Annotated in this window: 21 protein-coding genes; 16 read left to right on the top strand and 5 right to left on the bottom strand. The window is 62.9% G+C overall.

The annotated features are described in order from the left end of the window. Positions 1-100 precede the first annotated feature (100 nt). Together rpsB and tsf are read left to right on the top strand one after the other, a co-directional pair. Positions 101-889, top strand: coding sequence for a 30S ribosomal protein S2 (gene rpsB, locus NKH03_RS15305; protein WP_352871130.1), 789 nt, complete (start codon positions 101-103; stop codon positions 887-889). 109 nt (positions 890-998) lie between these two features. After that, entirely contained in the window at positions 999-1,919 is a 921-nt protein-coding gene (gene tsf / locus NKH03_RS15300) for a translation elongation factor Ts (protein ID WP_109669054.1), read from the top strand. Positions 1,920-1,940: 21 nt separating this feature from the next. Here tsf and NKH03_RS15295 read toward each other — a convergent pair whose 3' ends face one another. Further along, positions 1,941-2,867: a LysR family transcriptional regulator gene (locus NKH03_RS15295; RefSeq protein WP_352969023.1), complete on the bottom strand. Its 927-nt coding sequence runs from the start codon at positions 2,865-2,867 to the stop codon at positions 1,941-1,943. Positions 2,868-2,981: 114 nt separating this feature from the next. On the opposite strand from NKH03_RS15295, the gene NKH03_RS15290 reads away from it, so the two are divergent. The 13 genes from NKH03_RS15290 (at position 2,982) to lpxB (ending at position 16,087) form a co-directional block, all read left to right on the top strand. Continuing rightward, a complete protein-coding gene (locus tag NKH03_RS15290; protein ID WP_352969021.1) occupies positions 2,982-3,518 on the top strand; it encodes a nuclear transport factor 2 family protein in 537 nt (178 codons plus the stop codon). Between the two features lie 27 nt (positions 3,519-3,545). Continuing rightward, on the top strand, positions 3,546-4,652 hold the full coding sequence (locus NKH03_RS15285; protein WP_352969020.1) for an aldo/keto reductase: 1,107 nt from the start codon (positions 3,546-3,548) through the stop codon (positions 4,650-4,652). Between the two features lie 138 nt (positions 4,653-4,790). Then, complete coding sequence (pyrH, locus tag NKH03_RS15280) at positions 4,791-5,513, top strand: UMP kinase (RefSeq protein ID WP_091574801.1); 723 nt, start codon at positions 4,791-4,793, stop codon at positions 5,511-5,513. A 101-nt stretch (positions 5,514-5,614) separates the two neighbouring features. Beyond that, positions 5,615-6,169 (top strand): ribosome recycling factor, encoded by a 555-nt coding sequence (frr, locus tag NKH03_RS15275; protein ID WP_352969018.1) that lies wholly within the window; start codon positions 5,615-5,617, stop codon positions 6,167-6,169. Between the two features lie 10 nt (positions 6,170-6,179). Then, entirely contained in the window at positions 6,180-6,938 is a 759-nt protein-coding gene (locus tag NKH03_RS15270) for an isoprenyl transferase (protein WP_352882352.1), read from the top strand. Further along, on the top strand, positions 6,935-7,750 hold the full coding sequence (locus NKH03_RS15265) for a phosphatidate cytidylyltransferase (RefSeq protein WP_352969016.1): 816 nt from the start codon (positions 6,935-6,937) through the stop codon (positions 7,748-7,750). Before NKH03_RS15270 ends, NKH03_RS15265 begins: the two co-directional genes overlap by 4 nt. Positions 7,751-7,853: 103 nt before the next feature. After that, on the top strand, positions 7,854-8,996 hold the full coding sequence (rseP, locus tag NKH03_RS15260; protein ID WP_352969015.1) for an RIP metalloprotease RseP: 1,143 nt from the start codon (positions 7,854-7,856) through the stop codon (positions 8,994-8,996). A 217-nt stretch (positions 8,997-9,213) separates the two neighbouring features. Further along, on the top strand, positions 9,214-11,589 hold the full coding sequence (gene bamA / locus NKH03_RS15255) for an outer membrane protein assembly factor BamA (RefSeq protein ID WP_352871143.1): 2,376 nt from the start codon (positions 9,214-9,216) through the stop codon (positions 11,587-11,589). Positions 11,590-11,663: 74 nt separating this feature from the next. Beyond that, positions 11,664-12,722, top strand: coding sequence for a UDP-3-O-(3-hydroxymyristoyl)glucosamine N-acyltransferase (lpxD, locus tag NKH03_RS15250; RefSeq protein WP_352969013.1), 1,059 nt, complete (start codon positions 11,664-11,666; stop codon positions 12,720-12,722). Further along, on the top strand, positions 12,715-13,182 hold the full coding sequence (gene fabZ / locus NKH03_RS15245; RefSeq protein ID WP_352871147.1) for a 3-hydroxyacyl-ACP dehydratase FabZ: 468 nt from the start codon (positions 12,715-12,717) through the stop codon (positions 13,180-13,182). The genes lpxD and fabZ overlap by 8 nt, the downstream gene beginning before the upstream one ends. Before the next feature lie 11 nt (positions 13,183-13,193). Next, positions 13,194-14,027, top strand: a complete 834-nt coding sequence (gene lpxA, locus NKH03_RS15240; RefSeq protein WP_352969012.1) for an acyl-ACP--UDP-N-acetylglucosamine O-acyltransferase — start codon at positions 13,194-13,196, stop codon at positions 14,025-14,027. After that, a complete protein-coding gene (locus NKH03_RS15235) occupies positions 13,999-14,916 on the top strand; it encodes an LpxI family protein (RefSeq protein WP_352969010.1) in 918 nt (305 codons plus the stop codon). The genes lpxA and NKH03_RS15235 overlap by 29 nt, the downstream gene beginning before the upstream one ends. After that, positions 14,909-16,087: a lipid-A-disaccharide synthase gene (lpxB, locus tag NKH03_RS15230; RefSeq protein WP_352969008.1), complete on the top strand. Its 1,179-nt coding sequence runs from the start codon at positions 14,909-14,911 to the stop codon at positions 16,085-16,087. The genes NKH03_RS15235 and lpxB overlap by 8 nt, the downstream gene beginning before the upstream one ends. 96 nt (positions 16,088-16,183) lie before the next feature. On the opposite strand, the gene gltA is transcribed toward lpxB, so the two are convergent. After that, entirely contained in the window at positions 16,184-17,512 is a 1,329-nt protein-coding gene (gltA, locus tag NKH03_RS15225) for a citrate synthase (protein WP_352871153.1), read from the bottom strand. Positions 17,513-17,696: 184 nt separating this feature from the next. Beyond that, positions 17,697-19,121 (bottom strand): glutamate--tRNA ligase, encoded by a 1,425-nt coding sequence (gene gltX, locus NKH03_RS15220; protein WP_352969006.1) that lies wholly within the window; start codon positions 19,119-19,121, stop codon positions 17,697-17,699. Between the two features lie 102 nt (positions 19,122-19,223). Here gltX and NKH03_RS15215 point away from each other — a divergent pair, with 102 nt between their 5' ends. Continuing rightward, positions 19,224-21,689: a ComEC/Rec2 family competence protein gene (locus NKH03_RS15215; protein WP_352969005.1), complete on the top strand. Its 2,466-nt coding sequence runs from the start codon at positions 19,224-19,226 to the stop codon at positions 21,687-21,689. Here NKH03_RS15215 and lexA read toward each other — a convergent pair. Both lexA and kynU read right to left on the bottom strand, forming a co-directional pair. Continuing rightward, positions 21,686-22,438: a transcriptional repressor LexA gene (lexA, locus tag NKH03_RS15210; RefSeq protein WP_352871159.1), complete on the bottom strand. Its 753-nt coding sequence runs from the start codon at positions 22,436-22,438 to the stop codon at positions 21,686-21,688. The genes NKH03_RS15215 and lexA overlap by 4 nt on opposite strands. A 443-nt stretch (positions 22,439-22,881) precedes the next feature. Further along, entirely contained in the window at positions 22,882-24,129 is a 1,248-nt protein-coding gene (kynU, locus tag NKH03_RS15205) for a kynureninase (protein WP_352969004.1), read from the bottom strand. Positions 24,130-24,136: the final 7 nt, after the last annotated feature.

Below are 24,136 nucleotides of genomic sequence, written 5' to 3'. Positions count from 1 at the left end.
TGTCTGCCCGGGAGAAATCCGGCTGAAACCTCCGGTGGCGTTCGAGGACAAAGTCCGAAAATGCCTGTGTCCGTGGAGGCTAACCGGAAAGGAACTTTGAATGGCACTGCCTGATTTCAGCATGCGCCAGCTTTTGGAAGCTGGCATTCACTTCGGCCACCAGACCCACCGCTGGAACCCGAAAATGGCGCCTTACATCTACGGCGCCCGCAACAACATCCACATCATCGACCTCTCGCAGACGGTGCCTTTGCTGCACCAGGCGCTGAAGCAGGTTTCCGACACTGTCGCCAAGGGCGGCCGCGTGCTGTTCGTCGGCACCAAGCGCCAGGCGTCCGACATCGTCGCCGACGCGGCACAGCGCTCGGCCCAGTACTATGTCAATTCGCGTTGGCTCGGCGGCATGCTGACCAACTGGAAGACGATCTCGAATTCGATCCAGCGCCTGCGCAAGCTCGACGAGATGCTGGCCGGCGAGGCCCAGGGCCTGACCAAGAAGGAACGCCTCAACCTCGACCGCGAGCGCGAGAAGCTCGACAAGGCGCTGGGCGGCATCAAGGACATGGGCTCGACGCCCGACCTTATGTTCGTGATCGACACCAACAAGGAAGCGATCGCCATCCTCGAGGCCAAGCGTCTCGGCATCCCGGTCGTCGCCATCATCGATTCGAACTGCGATCCGGACAAGATCGACTTCCCGATCCCCGGCAATGACGACGCGGCCCGCGCTATCCAGCTCTATTGCGACCTGATCGCCAAGGCTGCGATCGACGGCATCGCCCGTCAGCAGGGCGCGCTCGGCGTCGACATCGGTGCTTCGGTCGAAGCCCCGATCGAACCGGCGCTCGATCCGGCCCCGGCTCCGGCGTCGGAAGCCCCTCAAGCTTGATAAGCGAAGGCCGGTTGCGGCCTTCGTCTTTCTCATATTTTGGCACGCTAAACAGACGCACCATCGAATACCGATGGTGCGTCGGTGCATTCTAGACAAAGAGGCGACAATGAGCATTTCGGCTGCACAGGTCAAAGAACTCCGCGACTTGACCGGCGCGGGCATGATGGATTGCAAGGCGGCGTTGACCGAGACCAACGGCAACATGGAAGAGGCCGTCGACTGGCTGCGTAAGAAGGGTATTTCCAAGGCCGACAAGAAGGCCGGTCGTACCGCGGCGGAGGGCCTGATCGGCGTTGATTCCGGCGTTCGCGAAGCGGCCGTCGTAGAAGTCAATTCCGAGACCGACTTCGTTGCCCGCAATGCCGCGTTCCAGGAGATCGTCGCCAATGTAGCCAAGGTTGCTCTGGCCTATGGCACGACAGAGGCCGTGGCCGCCGCGAAGTATCCAGGTTCGGACAAGTCGGTTGCCGACACCATCAAGGACGCTGTCGGCACCATTGGCGAGAACATGGGCTTCCGCCGCTCGGCCAAGCTGACCGTTCCGCATGGCGCAGTCGCCACCTACGTCCACAACGCGGTTGCCGATGGGCTCGGCAAGCTCGGCGTTCTGGTCGCCATCGAGACCACGGGCAATGAGCATGCGGCCAATGCCTTCGCTCGTCAGGTCGCCATGCATGTCGCGGCCACCAATCCGATGGCGCTGACCGCGGAGCAGATCGATCCGGCCGCGGTCGAACGCGAGAAGGCGATCTTCTCCGACCAGGCGCGTCAATCCGGCAAGCCGGAAGCGATCATCGAGAAGATGGTCGAAGGCCGTCTGCGCAAGTTCTACGAGGAGGTCGTGCTGCTGAAGCAGGCCTTCGTGCTCAATCCCGACATCACCGTCGAGAAGGCGCTGAAGGATGCCGAGAAGGACATCGGCGCCCCGGCCAAGATCACGGCTTACCTGCGCTTTGCGCTGGGCGAGGGCATCGAGAAGGAAGAGACCGATTTCGCGGCGGAAGTCGCGGCCGCGGTCAAGAAGTAAGCCGCCAACCGGCTTTTCGGCTCAGGCAACTCGGCCGGGCGCTCGCGAGGGTGTCCGGCCGATTTCTTGTGCGACGTCGACAAAGGCGCGCAGCTTCGGCGCCATTGCCGCCCGACGCGGAAAATAGAGAAACAGGCCTGGCTCCTCGATTGCCGACCGCGGCAGCACCTGGACGAGCCGGCCGGCGGCAAGGTCGGCGCGCACCAGCGGCTCGAACAAATAGGCCAGTCCCAACCCCGACAGCGCCAGGTCGATCGCGGCGAGGGAATCGGTGACGACGGCGGTGCCGCGCGTTTCCACGGCCACGTCCTTGCCGTCCTCTGTCAAATCCCAACGATAGATCGCGCCGGATCGCACCAGCCGGTAGCCGATGCAATTGTGGGCGGCGAGGTCGGCCAGGCGGCGCGGACGGCCACGCCGGCCGATATAGGCTGGCGAAGCGACGATGATCACCTGGAAGGGTGGCGTCATCCGAATCGCGATCATGTCCTGCGCGATCATTTCGCCAAGTCTGATGCCGGCGTCAAAGCCTTCGCCGACGATATCGACCAACCCTTCGTTGGCAAAGATTTCCACCGTCACATCCGGATAGCGCTCCGCCATGGCCGTCACGACAGGCGTCACCGCCATCGGGACGGCTATGTGCGAAACATTGATCCTGAGCAGTCCGGCCGGGCGACCCTTGATGCCGCGAATGCGCTCCATCCGCTCCGCGATGTCCTGCAGCGCCGGCTCCGCCGTCGCGACAAGCGCCTGACCGGCCTCGGTCAACGACACGCTGCGCGTCGTGCGGGCGAATAGCGGCTGGCCGATACGCTCCTCCACGAGCCTGACCGCATGGCTGACCGCTGAAGGGCTCATGCCAAGCTCTGCCGCCGCGGACGCAAAGCCGCCGCGCCGCGCCACGGCGACGATGACAGGAAGGTGGCCAAGTAGATCGCGATCCATTCATGCATGATATCGCACAGTCCATGCGAATAATGCAATCTTATCGATGCCGGCGCGCTGGCCCACATTGCCGCCAACAGATCGGCGGCGGGCCGACGCAAAAGGAGAAGAGACATGAATGCATTGAGATATGCCACCCTCGCGGCCGGTATGGCGCTGGCGCCAGTCGATGCCGGCGGAGCCGAACCGTCCCGCGAAGTGACGCTCGCCGATGAGCGCGCCGTCATCCGCATCGCCGATGCCATCGATCGCGCCGTCGACGCCCAGGATTGGCGGCTCGCCCGCGGTTACTTCGCCGACCGCGTCACCGTCGACTTCAGCAGCTTGAGCGGGCAGCCTCCGGCCACCATCGCTTCGGACGACCTGATCGCAACCTGGGCCGCGAATCTCAGGGGCAGCAAGACCAGCCTGCATCTGCGCACCAACCACCAGGTCACCATCGACGCCGGCGCCGCGACCGTCTTGTCCAACGGCTATGCCTGGAACCGCATGGAAGGCAATGGCGACCCGCTCTGGGAAGTCTGGGGCACCTACGAACACCACCTGACCCGTACGGGAGCCGACTGGAGAGTGGACGGCTTCACCTTCCGCATGACGCATGAGCGCGGCAACCCGTGGGTCAAGACGACCCCCGGACAGGACCGGCATTGAATATTGGAACAGGATCGGAACGATATCATGACCATGTCCTACTACACCCTTGGCAGCAGCGGGCTGCGCGTCACCCGGCTTGCACTCGGCACCATGACCTTCGGCACCGAGTGGGGCTGGGGCGCCGACAAGGAGACGGCGCGCGCCCTGGTCGATGCCTATGTCGAGGCGGGCGGCAATTTCTTCGACACGGCCGACGCCTATACCGGCGGCACCTCCGAGACCTGGCTTGGCGAGTTCATTGCCGAACGCGGCCTGCGCGACAAGGCCGTGATCAGCACCAAGTTCGGCATGAATCTGGAGCAGGGCAATCCGAATGCCGGCGGCAATGGCCGCAAGAACATCATCCGCGCCGTCGAGGGCTCACTGAAACGGCTCGGCACCGATTACATCGACCTCTACATCCTGCATGCGTGGGACAGGCTGACATCGCCGGAAGAGGTGATGCGGACGCTGGACGATCTGGTGCGCGCCGGAAAGATCCGGCATGTCGGGCTCTCCGACGTCCCCGCCTGGTACGCCAGCCGTGCGCAGTCCGTCGCCGAACAACGCGGCTACGAGCCGGTTTCGGCGCTGCAGCTCGAATATTCGCTGGCCGAGCGCAACATCGAGCATGAGTTCGTGCCGTTCGGTACGCGCTACGGCGTCGGCATCATGGTCTGGAGCCCGCTGGCCAGCGGCCTGCTGAGCGGCAAATATCGTTCAGATGCAATCAGCAAGGCGGGCGGGCGACTGGAGACGATGCGCGGTTCGACCAATCCCGGTTTCCAGAAATTCACCGACCGCAACTGGGCAATCGTTGCCGAACTGGAGACTGTTGCCGGCGAGCTTGGCCGCGGAATGGCGCAGGTCGCCTTGAACTGGGCGGCGACACGGCCCGGTGTCGCATCGGTGATTATCGGGGCGACGAGTCTCGATCAGCTCAAGGATAATCTCGGCGCGCTCGATTTCGAGATTCCCCAGGAACTCCTGGCAAGGCTCGACGCGGTCAGCCAGCCGGTCACGCCGTTCCCGTACTCGTTCTTCGGTCCGGAAATCCAGGGTGGCCTCACCGGGGGTCAGGCGGTCGGCGACAAGCCGGCGGGGTACTTCCCGAACCTGCTCATGGAAGGCGCGTTTGCCGGCGTGAGTTGACAAAAGGCAAGCGAATTCCGGGTCGGGCGCCGCCTGACATCGCGGCGCCCTTCGTGTATCGGAACGCCATTGTTTCGGGGCGGCGCCTGCGCGAGGGTTGCCACCCGGAACGCATCACATGCAAATGACGAGGACCAGATGACGGTGAAGCCCCTCTACCGACGTGTCTTGCTGAAAGCGTCGGGCGAAGCATTGATGGGCGAACAGCATTTCGGCATCGACGTTTCGGTCGTCGATCGCATCGCCGGCGACATCGCCGAGGCGCGTGCACTGGGCATCGAGGTCGGTGTCGTCATCGGCGGCGGCAACATCTTTCGCGGCGTGGCCGTTGCCTCCAAGGGCGGCGACCGTGTCACCGGCGACCACATGGGCATGCTTGCCACGGTGATCAATTCGCTGGCCCTGCGCACGTCGTTGAACAAGATCGGCGTCGACGCCGTGGTGCTTTCGGCGATCGCCATGCCCGAACTTTGCGAGAGCTTTTCGCAGCGCCAGGCGACCGCCTACATGAACCAGGGCAAGGTGGTGATCTTTGCCGGCGGCACAGGCAATCCGTTCTTCACCACTGATTCGGCCGCCGCGCTTCGCGCGGCTGAAATCGGCGCCGACGCGCTGTTCAAGGGCACTCAGGTCGATGGCGTCTACTCTGCGGACCCAAAGAAAGACCCGAATGCGACGCGCTTCGAGCGCATCAGCCATGGCGAAGTCATAAAACGCGGCCTTTCCATCATGGATACGGCAGCGATTGCACTTGCGCGAGAAAACAACATTCCGATAATCGTCTATTCGATCCACGAAAAAGGTGGTTTCGGCGATATTCTGAGGGGCGGCGGCCGCTGCACGGTCGTCGCGGACGATTGAACGGGGGCCTGCCCCGAAAGGGGAAGCCGGTTTTCGACAACCGGATTCGAACACGGCCGCGAAGCAGGGAACCCGCGTCAGACGGGGTCGAGGAGATAAAGATGAGTGGTGAGTACGACGATCTCAAACGGCGCATGGATGGGGCGATCGCCGCGTTCAAGCATGATCTGGCCTCGCTGCGGACCGGCCGGGCCTCCAGCAACCTGCTCGATGCGATCCAGGTGCAGGCCTATGGCACCACCATGCCGATCAACCAGGTCGCCAACGTCTCGGTGCCGGAGCCGCGCATGATCTCGGTATCGGTCTGGGACAAGTCGATGGTCGGCGCGGGCGACCGCGCGATCCGCGAATCCAATCTGGGTTTCAACCCGATCGTCGACGGCACCAACCTCAGGATTCCACTGCCCGAGCTAAACGAACAGCGCCGCAAGGAACTGGTCAAGATTTCTCACACCTACGCCGAGAATGCCCGGGTCGCCGCGCGCCATGTGCGCCGCGACGGCATGGACTTCCTGAAGAAGGCGGAGAAGGACGGCGACATCAGCGAGGACGATCAGCGCAAGCGCTCCGACCAGGTCCAGAAACTTACCGACGAGACGATCAGCACCATCGACCACCTGCTTTCCGATAAGGAAGCTGAAATTATGCAGGTTTAGGGTCTTGGCCATAGGCCGACCCGAAAGCGAGAACATGGCAACGCCCGCGCATGTCGCGATCATCATGGACGGAAATGGACGCTGGGCCAAGGCGCGCGGCATGCCTCGTCTCGCTGGCCATCGTGCCGGCGTCGAGGCGCTGCGCAAGACGGTGCGCGCGGCACCCGGGCTCGGCATCTCCTACCTGACCGTCTACGCTTTCTCGTCGGAGAACTGGTCGCGGCCGAAGTCCGAGGTCAGCGACCTGATGGGTCTCTTGAAAATGTTCATCCGCCGTGATCTGGCCGAATTGCACCAGAGTGGCGTGCGGGTCAAAATCATCGGCGACAGGGCAGGGTTGCAGCCCGACATCAGGGGACTGCTCGACGAGGCCGAATCGCTGACCGCCGGCAATGAATCGCTGACGCTGGTGATCGCCTTCAACTATGGCGGACGCGACGAGATCGTGCGCGCGGCGCGCAAGCTTGCATCAGCCGTGGCGCGTGGCGAACTCGACAGCGAGGCGATATCAGCCGAAAGCTTTGCCGGCGCTCTCGACACGCATGGCATTCCTGACCCGGAACTGGTCATCCGCACCAGCGGCGAGCTCCGGCTGTCTAACTTCCTCCTGTGGCAGGCCGCCTATAGCGAGCTCGTCTTCCTGCCTTGCTACTGGCCCGACTTCAGTCGCGAGCACTTTGCCGAGGCCTTGCGCGAATTTGCCGGCCGCGAACGCCGTTACGGCGGACTTGGGCCCCAGGATGTCGCTTCGCGACCGGCCGCGGGATGAGCAATCTCCGGCTGCGCGTCATTTCGGCGATCGTGCTTGCCACCATCACCCTTGGCTTGACCAGGCTCGGCGGTCTGCCGTTCCGCTTGCTGTGCGCCGCGATGGCCGGGGTGATCTTCTACGAATGGACCCGCATGTCGCGCCCGACCGGGGCCACGGGTCTGGGTTTCCTGCCGGAAGCGCTGCTGGTTGTCTTCATTGGCGCCTTGATTGGCGGCCTCGCCGCCTCCTGGCTGTTGCCGCTTGTGGTGGTCATGGTTGCCGTAACGGCGATTGCCGCATCGGTTCGCAAGGCCGGACAATGGGATGCGAGCGGCCTTGCCTATGCCGCGGTTTCAGGCTTGTCGCTCGCCTTGCTGCGCGACGGCGACCGTTCAGGCCTGGTCGCCATCCTGTTCCTGTTCGCGGTCGTCTGGGCCACCGATATCTTTGCCTATTTCGTTGGCCGTGCGGTTGGAGGCCCGAAGCTGGCGCCGGCGATCTCGCCTGGCAAGACGCGCAGCGGCGCGCTCGGTGGCGCTGTTGGCGGCGTCGTCGCGGGGCTGATCCTCGCCGCCGCTGCCGGTGTCGGCAATCTGCCATTGCTCAGCCTGGTGGCGCTGGTGCTTTCGATCGTCTCACAGGGCGGCGACCTGTTTGAATCCTGGGTCAAACGCCGCCACGGCCGCAAGGATTCGGGTGCGCTGATCCCGGGCCATGGCGGCGTCATGGATCGTGTCGACGGGCTTGTCGCGGCGGCTTTCGCCCTATACGTCATTGGCTGGATTTCGGCGACCGCCGATCATCCGGCGCAGGGTTTGTTTCCCGTTTGAGCGGTGTCATTTCAGGCCCAATGCGCGGCGCGCCTTGGATTCGCCCGGATTGGTGTCACAGTCACGGCGCAATCCGCGCCGTGGCAGAATTTGAGGGTTTGTCTTGAACGAGATTCTTCACGCGCTTCTCAGCACAGAAGGCTTTGTCCTCGGCACGCTGGTGCCATTCCTCTTCGTGCTGACCGTGGTCGTGTTCGTCCATGAAATGGGCCATTACCTTGTCGGGCGCTGGTGCGGCATCGGCGTCAAGGCCTTCTCGATCGGCTTCGGTCCCGAACTCTTCGGCTTCAACGACAGCCACGGCACGCGCTGGAAACTGTGCGCGATACCGCTTGGCGGCTATGTCAAATTCGTCGGCGACATGAACGCCACCTCGAGCCAGCCCACGTCGGAAGAACTCGGAACGCTGACGGAGGAGGAGCGCAAGGTCGCCTTTCACACGCAGCCGATCTGGAAGCGCGCGGCAACCGTCGCGGCCGGACCGCTGTTCAATTTCCTGCTGACGATCGTCGTCTTTGCCGTGCTGTTCACCGCCTATGGCCGTTATGTCGCGGAGCCCATGGTGGCCGAGGTGACGGCCGACAGCCCGGCGGCGAAGGCCGGCATCCTGCCCGGCGATCGATTCGTCAGCGTCGACGGCAACAAGGTCGAAACCTTTGGCGACGTCCAGCGCCTGGTCTCGGGCCGCGCCGACGACATCATCACCTTTGTCATGCTGCGCGACGGCAAGGAGGTCACGGTGACCGCGGCGCCGCGGCTGATGGAACAGGAAGACGCGCTCGGCAACAAGGTCAAGGTCGCCGTGATCGGTGTCGTCAACAACAAGGAACTCGGCCAGCCGCGGCTCATAACGTACACGCCGGTCGGGGCGGTTGCGGCGGCGGTCGAGGAAACCGGACACGTCATCCAGCGCACCGGCCAGTTCCTGCAGCGCTTTGTCGTCGGGCGCGAGGACAAATGTCAGCTGGGTGGCCCGGTGAAGATCGCCGACATGGCCGGCAAGGCGGCGAAACTAGGATTCGAATGGCTCGTGCAGCTGGTTGCACTGCTGTCGGTTGGCATCGGGTTTCTCAACCTTTTGCCGATTCCCCCCCTCGACGGCGGCCATCTGTTGTTCTACGGGGTGGAGGCCGTCATTCGCCGTCCCGTGTCGGAACGGATGATGGAAATGGCCTATCGGGCCGGGTTGCTTCTGGTGCTGTGCTTCATGGGTTTCGTTTTCTGGAACGATCTGTTTGGATGCTGAAATCATGAAGAAATTCGGCCTCCGCATGGGCGATGTTGAGACGCCGTTTACCATGCACGGGGATATGAGTGACGCGAAAGCCACGCCGCAGGGTTAAGTAAATACAAATTAACCAGAAGCCTTGCGTGTAGGGAAAATCCGGTTAATACGGTAGGGGAAATTACCGCACGTCCGGTTTTCTCGCCGTGGGGACTACGAGAAAAGGTTATTAAGCCCGATGAAGGCAGCATCCAAGTTTCTGAGCGCCGCTTCCGCGGTGACCCTGTCCGCGGCTCTTGTCGTGCCAGGCGCGCTCGCAGTGCAGTTCGTTGCCACATCGGCGGCCGAAGCCGCTGTCGTCAGTAGAGTCGAAGTCAGCGGCAACCAGCGTATCGACGCCGAGACCATCCGCAATTACATCACCATCAAGCCGGGCAAGGCCTTCTCCAGTTCCGATATCGACAGTGCGGTCAAGGCGCTGTTCGGCACCGGCCTGTTCTCGGATGTGCAGATCAACCAGGTCGGCTCGACGCTGGTGGTCAAGGTTGCCGAGTACCAGGTCGTCAACCAGGTGCTGTTCCAGAACAACAAGAAGCTCAAGGACAATGCGCTTGCTGCGGCGGTGCAGCTGAAGCCGCGCGGGACTTTCTCGCAGGCAACGCTCGATGCCGATGTCGAATCGATCAAGGCTGCCTACAAACGCATTGGTCGCGACGATGTGACCGTGACCACGCAGGTCATGCAGCTTGGCGACAACCGCGTGAACGTGGTCTTCAACATTACCGAAGGCGACCGTACGCAGATCGCGGCGATTAATTTCGTCGGCAACAGCGCCTATTCGAGCCGCCGCCTGTCGGATGTCATCAACACCAAGCGTTCATCCTGGCTTTCCTTCGTCCTGCGCGACGACGTCTATGACGACGACAAGCTGCGCGCCGACCAGGAGCTGCTGCGCCGCTTCTATTACAATCATGGTTACGCCGATTTCCAGGTCGTATCCGCTGTCGGCGAACTCGACAGTGCGACGAACAAGTACACGGTCACCATCACCGTCCAGGAAGGCGACCGCTATACATTCGGTGACGTCAGCGTCGAAAGCACGATCCCTGAAGTCGACAGCAAATCGCTGGAATCGGTGGTCGAGACCCGCAAGGGCGACGTCTACAACGCCAAGGACGTCGAGGATTCCATCATCGCGCTGACCGAGAAGGTGGCCGGCTCCGGCTACGCCTTCGCGCAGGTGACGCCGCGCGGCGACCGCAATTTCGAGAACCACACCATCTCGGTGGTCTACACGATCGACCAGGGCACCAAGGCCTATATCGAGCGCATCGAGATCCGCGGCAACGACCGCACGCGTGACTATGTCATTCGTCGCGAGTTCGATGTCAGCGAAGGTGACGCCTTCAACCAAGTGCTCATCCAGCGCGCGAAGAAGCGCCTGGAAGCTCTCAATTACTTTGAAAAAGTCGACATCTCGACAGTGCCGGGCTCGCAGCCCGACCAGGTCGTGCTGGTGGTCGACGTCGTCGAAAAGTCGACCGGTGAATTCTCGGTCGGCGCCGGTTATTCGACCGGCGGGGACACGGCCGGCCCGTCCGTCGAAGGATCGATCACCGAGCGCAACTTCCTCGGCCGTGGCCAGTTCATCAAGCTCTCGGCCGGCGGCGGCAAGAATTCGCGCGACTACAGCCTGTCCTTCACCGAACCCTATTTCCTCGGACGGCGCATTGCCGCTGGCTTCGACATCTTCAAACAGACCAGGGAATATAGTAACAACTACGACAGCGACACCACGGGCGCTACGATACGGTTCGGCTTGCCGATCACCGATAGCATTTCGACCCAGCTGGCGTACAATATTTCGCAAGAGAAATATAAGTTGGACGACGATTGCGGTCCCACCAGTGATGCAGAGCCTGATGGCACCTGCGATATTTCCAAGGCGATCCTCCAGGGTATCGATGAAAGCCCCTGGATCAAATCGTCGATCAGCCTGGGGCTGGTCTACAACACCATCGACGATATGAAGAACCCGCATGAAGGTATCTACGCCACCACGACGGCCGAATTTGCCGGCGTCGGCGGCGATGCCAAGTATGTGAAGGTTACTGGTCGCGGCAGCATCTATCAGACGCTCTCGGAGCAATTCGATCTGGTTGGTCTCGTCTCGGCTGGCGCAGGTCATGTCGAGGGGTACGGCGGCGATGGTGGTTTGCGCATCTTCGACCAATTCCAGAGCACCGACCGCATGATCCGCGGTTTTGAGTACGGTGGTATTGGCCCGGCGGATAGTCTTACGGGTGACCATCTCGGCGGCACGACGTATTTCAATGCCTCGGCGGAAGCCCAGTTCCCGATGCCGGTCATTCCGGAAAGCTTTGGTTTGCGCGGCGCTGTGTTCGCTGATGCCGCAACGCTCTACGGCAGCAAGATCAGCGAGAGCATCGCTACTCAGACCTCGACTGACATGAAACTGCGTGCTTCGGTCGGTGTCGGCCTGATGTGGGCATCGCCGTTCGGTCCGATCCGTATCGACTATGCGATCCCGGTCAAGAAGGAAGCGTCCGACGACGTGCAGGAATTCAACTTCGGCATATCGACCCGCTTCTGATCGGCGGCCAACGATGCTCCCGGGTCTTTCAGGTCCGGGAGAAATGTCCGACCTAGCTGGATATAGCTTCTGGAATGACCGATCCGGTGTTCTTCGCGCCATCACGCCGGTATACGGCGGGCGAAGTCGCGAATCTGACCGGCTCGGTGCTTGTCGATTCCGGCCACTCCGATATTTCGATCGAGGCGCTCGCGCCGGCCAGCGAGGGCGGCGAGAATGCGCTCGTCTTTGTCGACGGCAAGCGCAATTCCGCGCTGATGCCGTCGCTGCGGGCGGCCGCGGTCCTGTGCCCGGCGGAATTTGCCGGCAAGGCGCCGGCGGGCGTCGCCGTTCTGGTTCATCCGCGCCCGCAACAGGCCTTCGCCTTTGTCGGACGCCTGTTGTTTCCGAGGGCGGCGACGCCAGGGCCGATGACCAGTGAAACCGGTGTCTCGCCGCATGCTCATGTCGATGCGACCGCGCATGTCGAAGCCGGTGCCGTCATCGAGGCCGGCGCGGTCATCGGGCCGGGTGCTTCGATCGGCAGCGGTACCGTCATCGCGCCCAATGCGGTCATCGGACAATCCTGCCAGATCGGACGCGACGGCTATGTCGGTCCGGGCGCCAGCATCCAGTATGCCTTGATCGGCAACCGCGTCATCATCCATGGCGGTGCCAGCATCGGCCAGGATGGTTTTGGCTTCGTCGGCGGCGCCAAGGGCCCCGAACGCGTGCCGCAGATCGGCCGCGTCGTCATTCAGGACGATGTCGAGATCGGCTCCAACACCACCGTCGATCGCGGCGCCATGTCCGACACGATCATCGGCCAGGGCACCAAGATCGACAATCTCGTGCAGATCGCCCATAACGTCCGCATCGGCCGCAATTGCATAATAGCCGGGCTTTCGGGTATTTCTGGGTCCGTGGTCGTGGGTGATAATGTCACCATGGGCGGCGGCGTCGGGCTTGCGGATCACCTGACCATCGGGACAGGGGCCAAGCTTGCCGCCAGAAGTGGATTTATGAGCAATGTCCCTGCAGGCGAGATCTGGGGCGGTTATCCGGCACAGCCGATGGCGGAAGCCATGCGGGAGATAGCCATGCTGCGCAAGCTCGCCAGGACCCGCAAACAGGGCGAGGGAGGCAATGGCTGACATGATCGCGTCGACGACGCTGGAAGCGGTCGACATCATGGGGCTGATGAAGCTCCTGCCGCACCGCTATCCGTTCCTGATGATCGATCGCATCGTCGAGATCGACGGCGACGAGTCCGCCATCGGCATCAAGAACGTGACCATAAACGAGCCGCATTTTCAGGGCCATTTCCCCGAGCAGCCGGTCATGCCGGGTGTGCTCATCGTCGAGGCGATGGCGCAGACGGCCGGCGCCATCTGCATCCGCAGCCTGGGCACTGAAAAGCCGTCGCTGGTCTATTTCCTGACCATCGACAACGCTAAATTCCGCAAACCGGTCGTCCCCGGCGACCAGTTGAAGATCCATGTCAAGAAAATCAAGAAACGCGGCAACCTGCTCAAATTCGCTTGTGAAGCCATGGTCGACGGCGCCAAGGCGGCCGAGGCCGAGATTTCAGCCATGATGGTCACCAGCGACTGACGATAATGCTTATGAAAATCAAGACATCCATCCATGCTTCCTCCGTTGTGGAGGAAGGCGCCCAAATCGGCCAAGGTGTGCGCATCGGGCCGTTCTGCCACGTCAGCGCCGATGTGGTGATCGGCGACGGCGTCGAACTGGTCAGTCATGTCTCGGTGATGGGCGCGACCTCAATCGGCGCCTCGACCAAGGTCTATCCAATGGCGACATTGGGCGCGCCGCCACAGAACACCAAGCACAAGGGCGGCCGCACCACCCTGGTCATCGGCAAGAACTGCACGATCCGCGAAGGCGTGACCATGCATCTCGGCACCGATTCCAGCCGCGGCGAGACGACAGTCGGCGACAATGGCAATTTCCTTGCCTACGCCCACATCGCCCATGATTGCGTCGTCGGCAACAACGCGACGTTCGCCAACGGCGCGACATTGGGCGGCCATTGCGAGGTCGGCAACAACGTCTATATCGGCGGCCTGACCGCCGTGCATCAGTTTGTCCGCATCGGCGACAACGCCTTTCTGGGCGGCTGCTCGGCGGTCGTCGGCGACGTCATTCCCTTTGCAATCGCGGTCGGCAACCGCGCCAGCCTGCGCGGACTCAACATCATCGGCCTGAAGCGCTCCGGCCTGCCGAGATCCGAAATCCATGTGCTGCGCAAGGCCTACAGGATGATCTTCGATCGTTCCCGCACCGTCGGCGAGAACATCGAATTCGCCAAGGCGGAGTTCGTGTCGTCGCCGACCGCCATGAAGATCATCGATTTCATCACCAGTCGCGGCAAGCGGCACTACGCTGTGCCGTCGCTCAAGGGTGGCGATGGCGACGATGTCGATGACGAAGACTGAGACAGCGGCAGCGCGTCTTGATCTCCCGCCAGGCTCCAGGGTCGGCATCATCGCCGGCGGCGGCAGCCTGCCGGTCGAGGTCGCGGCCGGCTCGGCTGAACAAGGTTATCCGCCCTTCGTCATCCTGATGGAAGGCGAGGTCGACCGCATCGCGGGCCTCTCCCATTACGAGCATGAAAGCCTCGCCCTGGAAGGTATCGGCTCGCTGATACCATTGCTGCGGCGGCACCGTATCACCCATCTGGTGCTTGCAGGCGAGATCAAGCGCAGGCCAAGACTGACACGGCTGCGTCCAAGTCTCGGCCTGCTCGCGGTGATACCGGTTGTTGTCGCGGCGCTGGCGAGTGGCGACGATGGCCTGCTGAAGGTCCTGGCGCGGGGCCTCGAAGCGCGAGGAATAAAGGTTGTCGGCGCCCACGAAATCGTGCCGAACCTTGTCGCCGCCGAAGGCGTCCTGACGAAAGCCGCGCCAAGGAAATCCGACTGGCGCGACATCGAGGCCGGCCTTGCCGCGGCAAAGGCCATAGGGGCGCTGGATATTGGCCAGGCGGCCATCGCGGTCGGCGGCCGTACCATCGCACTGGAAGGCATCGAGGGAACAGCGGGACTGCTCGACCGTGCGAAGCTGCTGCGTGGCCACGGCCGTATTGCCGGCAAGACCCGCGGTGTGCTGGTCAAGTGCGCCAAGCCCGGTCAGGAACTGCGCGCGGATCTTCCGTCCATCGGCCCACGCACGGTCGGCGCCGTGCATGCGGCCGGGCTTGCCGGCATTGCCGTGGAGGCGGGACGTTCGCTGGTTCTCGAAGGCCCGGAAACCATCGCACGCGCCAACGCACTCGGCCTGTTCATCATTGGCCTGCCTGCGGCGACGGAGCCACACAATGGCTGACAGGGCATTGAAGATCGCGATCGTGGCCGGCGAGGAGTCCGGCGATCTGCTCGGCGCCGACATCGTGCGTTCGCTCAAGCAGGCTACCGGGCGCGAGGTACAACTCGTCGGCCTCGGCGGCCGCCATTTGCAGGCACTGGGGCTGGTCTCGCCATTCGATGCCGGCGAGATCGCCCTGATGGGTTTCAGCGCCATCCTGCGCGACCTGCCGCGCCTGATGCGGCGGATCAGCCAACTGGCCAAGACCGTTGCGGACGAAAAGCCGGACTGCCTCGTCACCATCGACAGCCCGGACTTTTCGTTGCGCGTCGCCAAGAAGGTGCGGGCGGCCAATCCATCGATCCCGATCATCCACTATGTCTGCCCGAGCGTCTGGGCGTGGCGGCCGGGCAGGGCGGCGGCGATGAAGCCCTATGTCGACCATATCCTCTGCATCCTGCCATTCGAGGTGAAGGAGCTCGAGCGGCTGGGCGGCCCGCAGGGCACCTATGTCGGGCATCGCTTGACGCATGATGCGGGCGTTCTCGCCGCGGCCAAGGCGCAGGACCTGCCGCGCGACCTTGCCGCGGAACGCGTGAAGACGCTGCTTGTCCTGCCCGGTTCGCGGCGCGGTGAGGTGCGGCGCCTGCTCGACCCGTTCGGCGAGACGGTATCGATGCTGCGCGCGCGGGGGCATCGCCTGCGCCTGCTGCTGCCGACGGTTCCGCATGTCGCCGACCTCGTCAAATCCTCGGTCAACCGTTGGGATGAAAAGCCCGAGATCATCGTCGATCCGCAACGCAAATGGCAGGCTTTCGGCAAGGCCGATGCCGCGCTCATCGCATCCGGGACGGTATCGCTGGAACTGGCGCTGGCGGGTGTGCCTATGATTTCTTGCTACCGGCTCGACCCGGTCGCGCGCGTCGTAGCGCCGTATCTGGTTTCTGTCTGGTCGGCACTGCTGCCCAATCTGATCTCGGATCGAGCGTTGATCCCGGAATTCTACAATGAGTACGTCAAGCCGAACAATCTGGCCCGCCAATTGGAAGCCTTGTTCGCCGACAGCGGCATGCGCGCCTGGCAGAAGCAAGGCTTTGCCGAGATCACGCGGCGCATGGCGACCGACATGCCCTCCGGCGAGATCGCCGCACAGGTGGTGATGCGGTATATCAAGAGAGCGAATAGCGAATAGCGAATAGCGAATAGCGAATAGGAAGAAGGCGGTTCTCACCGCCTCGGCCTATATAAAACTCCCTATTCGCTATTGGCTATTCCCTACTCGCTCTCATCACCGCTTGGCGATCGGCACGTAGTCGCGCTCGGGCGCACCGGTATAGAGCTGCCGCGGGCGGCCGATCTTCTGGCGTGGGTCCTCGATCATCTCTTTCCACTGCGCGATCCAGCCGACGGTGCGGGCGACCGCGAACAGAACGGTGAACATGGTGGTGGGGAAGCCCAGCGCCTTCAGCGTGATGCCGGAATAGAAATCGACGTTCGGGTAGAGCTTCTTCTCGATGAAATAGGGATCGGTCAGCGCGATCTTTTCCAGTTCCATGGCGATGTCGAGCAGCGGATCGTCCTTGATGCCGAGCTCACCCAGAACCTCGTGCGCCGTCTTCTGCATGATCTTGGCGCGCGGATCGTAGTTCTTGTAGACGCGGTGGCCGAAGCCCATCAGCCGGAACGGGTCGTTCTTGTCCTTGGCGCGGGCGATGAACTCCGGGATGTGGTCGACATGGCCGATCTCGCCCAGCATGTTGAGCGCCGCTTCATTGGCGCCGCCATGTGCCGGCCCCCACAGGCAAGCGATGCCGGCGGCGATGCAGGCGAACGGGTTGGCACCCGAAGAGCCGGCGAGACGAACGGTCGAGGTCGAGGCGTTCTGCTCGTGATCGGCGTGCAGGATGAAGATGCGCTCCATGGCGCGCGCCAGCACCGGGTTGATCTTGTACTCCTCGCACGGCACGGCAAAGCACATGTGCAGGAAGTTGGCGGCGAAATTCAGCTCATTCTTCGGGTAAATAAAGGGCTGGCCGATGTGGTATTTGTAGGCCATCGCCGCGATCGTCGGCATCTTGGCGATCAGCCGCATCGACGCCACCATGCGCTGGTACGGGTCGGAGATGTCGGTGGAATCGTGATAGAAGGCCGACAGCGCGCCGACCACGCCGCACATCACCGCCATCGGGTGCGCGTCGCGGCGGAAGCCGGTGAAGAAGCGCGACATCTGTTCGTGCACCATGGTGTGGCGCGTCACGCGGTAGTCGAAATCGTCCTTCTGCGCCTTGGTCGGCAATTCACCGTAGAGCAGGAGGTAGCAGACCTCGAGGAAATCGCCGTGTTCGGCCAACTGGTCGATCGGATAGCCGCGGTGCAAGAGGATGCCGGCGTCGCCGTCGATGAAGGTGATTTCTGACTCGCAGCTTGCGGTCGAGGTGAAGCCGGGATCGTAGGTGAAGGCCCCGGTGGTGGTGTAGAGCGAAGCGATGTCGATGACATCAGGCCCTACAGAACCGCTTCGCACCTTGAATTCATGGGTCTTGCCGGCGAATGCAAGGGTTGCCGTGGCCTCCTGGCTCTTGCCGCCCAAGTCCAGCTTTTTCGCAGCGTCGGTCATTGCAAACTCCTTCTTGTTTCCTCATGCCGGCAAAGGCAAAATTCTGCAGTGCGACACGTTGAGATCACCGCAATGCGCGTATTCGCCACCGCATTTCAGGAGGTGCGTGCCAGATTGGGCCAAGGCCTAATGTTGCACTGCGAAACCCGCCTTTCAATGCCAATCTTCTTGGGCCAGTTTGCTCCTAATCGATTTGATCTGCTATGCGCGCCAGGCTTTCCTCGCGGCCGAGCACGGCAAGCACATCGAACACGCCCGGCGAGGTGCTCTTGCCGGTCAAAGCGGCGCGCAAAGGCTGGGCCACGGCGCCGAGCTTGTGGCCGCCGGCCACTGCTACCTCGCGGATCGCGGCCTCCGCCGAGGCGGCCGTCCAGTCGCTTGTAAGCCCGTTCAAAGCTTCGTGAGCGCCGCGCAGGATCTTGCGGGCATCGTCATTGAGCAAAAGGGCCGCCTTGTCGTCGATCGGCAGCGGCCGCGTGGCAAACAGGAACGCCGCGCCATCGACGAGTTCGACCAGCGTCTTGGCGCGCTCCTTCAGGCCCGGCAACGCGGCCAGCAGCTGCGCCTTGTTGCTGTCGTTCAGGCGCGCGGCCATCGCCGGGCCGCCTTCGAGATAGGGCAGGGTGGCGATGAAGATATCGAGCAGTTCGGCGTCGCTCATGCGGCGCATATGCGCGCCGTTGATCGCCTCCAGCTTGGCGAAGTCAAAGCGAGCCGCGCTTTTGTTGACATCACCGATGTCGAACCAGGAAATCATGTCCTTGATCGACATGATCTCGTCGTCGCCATGGCTCCAGCCGAGGCGCGCCAAGTAGTTCAGCAACGCCTCGGGCAGATAACCCATGGCGCGATAGGCCTCGACGCCGAGGGCGCCGTGCCGCTTCGACAGCTTGGCGCCGTCGGCGCCGTGGATCAGCGGAATATGCGACATCGAGGGCACGGCCCAGCCCATGGCGTTGTAGATCACGGTCTGGCGCGCGGCGTTGGTCAGATGATCGTCGCCGCGGATGATATGGGTGACGCCCATGTCATGATCGTCGACGACGACGGCATGCATGTAGGTCGGATTGCCGTCCGAACGCAGGATGATGAAATCGTCGAGATCCTTGTTGGGAAAGCGCACCTCGCCCTGGACGCGGTCGTGCACCACCGTCTCGCCCTCGGTCGGCGCCTTGATGCGAATGGCGCCCTTGGCACCCGCGGGCGCCTCTGAGGGGTCACGGTCACGCCAGCGGCCATCATAGCGGGGCGGCAGGCCCTTGGCTCTGGCGGCCTCGCGCATCGCCTCCAGTTCGGCTGGCGTGGCATAGCAATAATAGGCCTTGCCCATGCGCACGAGTTCCTCGGCCACCTCACGGTGGCGCGGCGCACGCTCGAACTGCGACACCGGCTCGCCGTCCCAGCTGAGGCCAAGCCAGGAAAGCCCGTCGAGAATGGCAGCGGTCGCGGCATCGTTGGAGCGCTCGCGATCGGTGTCCTCGATGCGCAGCAGCATCGTGCCGCCGGTGTGCCTTGCATACAGCCAGTTGAACAGCGCCGTGCGCGCGCCGCCTATATGCAGGTAGCCGGTGGGCGAGGGGGCAAAACGGGTGACGACCTTGTCGGACATGGAACTCTCGGAAACCATCTGAAGCGGGGTGCGGCTACGCGGACTTTCGCGCGCCCGGCGTTCATGTAGCATAGGGTGTCGAGGGCGCAAGGGGCAGACCCGATGGCTGGACGAGGCTGGGGCTCGGATCAGGGCGAGGACGCTGTCATTGGCGTCAGCGAACGGTCCCTGTTTGCAGCGCCGCTGCCGGCTTCATTGCCGCCGCCATCGCCCCTCGTGCCGGATCCCGGCAAGGCGCCGTTGCAAACGGATGCCCCCGCCCCGGTTCCAGCTGCCGAAGCCAGCAGGATCGTGCGCGTGCGCCGGCAAATCGGCCGGATTTCGCTGCCGCGCCTGCGCCATGGCGTGACCATGGCGGCGGGCCTGGAACTCGACCGAGGCGTGGCCTTCCTGCTGGTGCCGGTCTGCCTGGCGAGCGGGGCGATCGGCTATTTTTCGCTGGCGGCGGAACCTGGCTTCGCAAAGCCTGTCGCAGTTGTCATCTTGGCGGGGCTGTTTGCGCTGGTCTCGCGTTCCTGGCCGAAAACCCATCTGTGCTTCATGGCGGCACTTTTGTGCGCGTTCGGCCTGCTCGCCGCAAAGGTCGAGACATGGCGGGCGGGAACGCAGATGCTGGGCTCGGAAATCTCGACGCAAGTGACCGGCCGCGTCGTTTCGCTCGACCGGATGGAGAGCGGTCGTATCCGGCTGACCATCGACGTCACATCGACCGCAAGGCCGAAACTGCGCTATGCGCCGGAGCGGGTGCGACTTTCGGCGCGAAAGATCCCGGCGGACGTGATCGCCGGCTCCCTGATCACTGGATATGCCAAGCTGTTGCCGCCGACCGGGCCTGTGCGGCCGGACAGCTACGACTTCTCCTTCGACAGCTATTTCGCCGGCATCGGCGGCAGCGGGTTCTTTCTCGGCAATCCAAAACTTGTCGTCACCGATGACGGCGACATGCCGCTATCGGACCGCCTTTCCTCGGGGATAGAAAAAGCCCGTGAAGCGATTGCCGACCACATCAGGGGCAGCGTCGGTGGCGCCGAGGGCGAGATCGCGGCGGCGCTGATCGTCGGCGTGCGCGCCGGCATTCCCGATGACATCAACGAAGCGATGCGGCGTACCGGCATCTACCACATCATCTCCATTTCCGGACTGCATATGGCGCTCGTCGCCGGCACCATCATGGGGCTGCTGCGCGGCGCCTTCGCCTTGTTTCCGGACTTTTCCGCGCGTCGTCCGGTCAAGAAATACGCCGCCGTCGCGGCACTGTTCTCGATCGCCGCCTATCTCGTCATCTCAGGCATCGTCGTCGCCGCCGAGCGCAGCTTCATAATGCTGGCAGTGATGCTGATTGCCGTGCTGTTCGATCGGGCGGCACTCACCATGCGCAATCTAGCAGTTTCAGCGATCGCCGTCATCGTGGTGTCGCCGCATGAAGTGGTCGGCCCGAGTTTCCAGATGTCCTTCGCCGCAACCGCGGCGCTGGTCGGCGCCTATGCCGGCTGGTCGGAGCATCGTGCGGGAAAGACGAGACCACCGCCGCCAAAGCGGTCGCTGCCTGGTTTCCTGACGCGAAAATTCCTGCTGGCGGCAGGCGGCCTTTCCATGACTTCCATCATCGCCGGCGGCGCCACGGCGCTGTTTGCCATCTGGCATTTTCAGCGTGTGTCGCCGCTCAGCCTGTTCGCCAATCTGGCGATCATGCCGATCGTATCACTGGTCGTCATGCCTTTCGCAGTCCTCAGCGCACTGGCGATGCCATTCGGCGCCGACGGCCCCTTTCTTTATGTAATGGGCAAAGGCCTGACGGCGATGATCGCAATGTCCGGATGGATTTCCGAGCGTTCGCCAGTCGACGCAATCGGCTTGATTTCGCGGCAGTCTGTCCTCCTGGTGGCGATTGCCCTTGTCATCGCGACGATGGCGACGACATGGCTGCGGCTGGCAGCTCTTCCTTTCGCGCTTGCCGGCCTGCTGACGGTCTCGGACACGCGCGCACCCGACGTGCTGATCTCGGAGGACGCAAGGCTGGTCGCGTTGCCGATCGGCGGCGGCGAACTCGCGGTCAGCCGGGCCAGGCCGAACGAATTCACCGTCGACAACTGGAAGCGTGCGCTGACATCCGAAAGCATCATCGTGCCGGAGGTGTTCGACGAAGGCGACGGTCAATTCGACGTCGCGGATGCGGCTGAAATGCCGCCGGGAGCACCGTTCTATTGCACTTCAGGCGTTTGCGTCGCCAGGCATCCGTCCGGCGCGTTCATTGCCTATGTCGAGGACCGAAAAGACACCTGGAAAGCCTGTGGTTTCGCCGACCTGATCGTCATCAATGACGCGACGGCCTATGACGCCTGTCACAACCCGCTGGTTCTCGTTATCACCAAACGGCAACTGGCCCGCAAAGGCAGTGCTGCCGTCTTCTTCGATCGCCAATCGGCGACCGCGCCGGCGACAATCAGCTTCGCCGTGGACAGGCCATATCGGCCCTGGCACGCGCAACGCAAGTTTTCACGCGAGGCGAGGGGACTGCCGCCCTTCAAGAGACCCGAGAAGCCAGTCGTTGAACCGCAGCTGCCTTAGTAGCGGCGGATCAGGCCAACGAGCTTGCCCTGCACCTTGACCCTGTCTGGCCCGAAAATACGGGTTTCATAGGCCGGATTGGCGGCTTCGAGAGCAATCGAGGCGCCCTTGCGGCGGAACCGCTTCAGCGTCGCTTCCTCTTCATCCACCAGCGCCACGATGATCTCGCCAGGGCTCGCCGTATCGGCATTGCGGATGATGACGGTGTCGCCGTCGAAGATGCCGGCCTCGATCATCGAGTCGCCCTTGACCTCCAGCGCATAGTGCTCGCCGCCCATGATCATGTCTGGCGGCACCGAGATCGAATGCGTCTGGTGCTGGATGGCATCGATCGGCACACCGGCGGCGATGCGCCCCATCACGGGGATCGACACGGCGGCGACCACGTCGTCGTCATTGCCTGCTGAAGACATCCGCGAAGACGCTGGCCTGATCTGCCGGCCAAGGCCGCCCTGGCCGAGACTGGCCTGACCAAGACTGCCCTGGATGACGCTTGGAGAAAACTTCTTTGCCGCGTTGAGGCCGGGTGCGATCGAGTCCGGCAGCCGCAGCACTTCCAGCGCGCGTGCCCGGTTGGGCAGCCGGCGAATGAAGCCGCGCTCTTCCAGTGCCGTGATCAAACGATGAATCCCGGATTTGGAGGCAAGGTCGAGCGCCTCCTTCATCTCGTCGAAGGATGGCGGAATGCCGCTTTCCTTCAGGCGTTCATGGATGAACATCAGCAGTTCGTGTTGCTTGCGCGTCAGCATGGCGGCCCCCAGGTACCTGAAACCAGAATCGGAAAAACAAACCCAGAACAAACACTATCTGTTCCAGTTGTGTTCCGCAACTGTTTAAAGTTTAATGAATTTATTAAGGGGGTCGAAATTATTGGCGCTCGCCAGCGGGCCTCGTCGACGACTGTATGCCGTCACAATGCGCTTGCCGGCATTGAAATTGTTATGGTTAATGGGCTGTGGCCCACCTTGGCTCAAGCCTGGCATGAGCTGCCCATGGATCCGCGACGGGCGCATTTCCAGCTTTCCGGGCGTTCGTTTGCCGTGAACGAAACGAAGCCAAAATGCCAACCTTGGTTAATCTATTGCAGCCTGCGCTGGCTACCAGCGGCGAACGCATTCGCGAGCCGAAAAATTCGTCCTCCGTCATCCGACCTGGGGGCAAGACGCGACGACAGATCGTCGGGACGGCCGCGTCAGGTTACGGCCTCCTTGACGGCGAAACGCTGGTCCTTCCATGCACTCGTGCGCAGAATGTCTTCCAGCACCTCGACCGCCAGCCACACGTCCTTGTAGCCGACATAGAGCGGCGTAAATCCGAAACGGATGGCTGACGGCGCGCGGAAGTCACCGATCACGCCGCGCTCGATCAGCGCCCGCATGATTTGATAGCCCTGATCGTGAAGGAACGACACCTGGCTGCCGCGCTTGGTCGCATCTCGGGTGCTCTCCAGCGTGAGACCATAGGCGCCGCACTTCGCTTCGACGAGCTGGATGAACAGTTCGGTCAGCGCGACGCTTTTCTTTCGCAATGCCGCCATGTCGACGTCGTTCCAGATGGCGAGCGCACCTTTGAGCGCCCGCATCGACAGGACCGGCTGCGTGCCGCACAGAAAGCGGCGGATACCGGTGCCGGCAACATAACCCCGTTCGAAGGCAAAGGGCCTCGCATGCCCCCACCAGCCGCTGAGTGGCTGGCTGATCTCGCCGTGGTGGCGCTGGGCGGCATAGATGAAGGCTGGCGCGCCCGGACCGCCGTTGAGGTATTTGTAGGTGCAGCCGACAGCGAAATCAGCATTTGCATGATCGAGCTCGACCGGCAGAGCGCCCGCGGTGTGGCAGAGATCCCAGACGATCAGCGCTCCGGCCGCATGGGCCTTGCGCGTCAGCGCCGTCATGTCGCGCAGTTCACCGGATTTGTAATTGACGTGGTTGACCAGCACCACCGCGACGCTTTCGTCGATCAGCTCCTCGATGGTTGGCGCGTCGACGCCCGCGAGGCGCAGCAAGGCGCCATCCCGGGTCGAGGCCACGCCTTCGGCGATGTACAGGTCGGTGGGAAAACTGTCACCCTCGGCGACGATGGCCAACCGGCCGGGCCGCATCTCCATCGCCGCATGCAACACCTTGTAGATGTTGGTCGACGTCGTGTCGCAGACGACGGTCTGGCCGGCCGCGGCTCCGATCAGGCGTCCAAGCTGATCGCCGAGTTCGATCGGCATCTCGAACCATCCGGCTGTATTCCAGGCCCGGATGAGATCCTGGGCCCATTCCTGGGTCGCCGCTTGCTGCAACTCGCCGAAAACGGCATGTGATGCCGCCCCAAGTGAATTGCCGTCGAGATAGATCACCCCCTCTGGCAAAATGAAACGATCGCGCATGGCACGCAGCGGATCCGTGGCATCCATCGCTTCGATCGCAGCGAGATCAGGAATTCCACTCATGGTCGTT

This window comes from Mesorhizobium sp. M1406 (assembly GCF_040317555.1).
In the GTDB taxonomy this organism is placed as follows: domain Bacteria; phylum Pseudomonadota; class Alphaproteobacteria; order Rhizobiales; family Rhizobiaceae; genus Mesorhizobium.
Note: the sequence above shows the minus strand (reverse complement) of the source record. Positions and strands in the feature narration are given on the sequence as shown.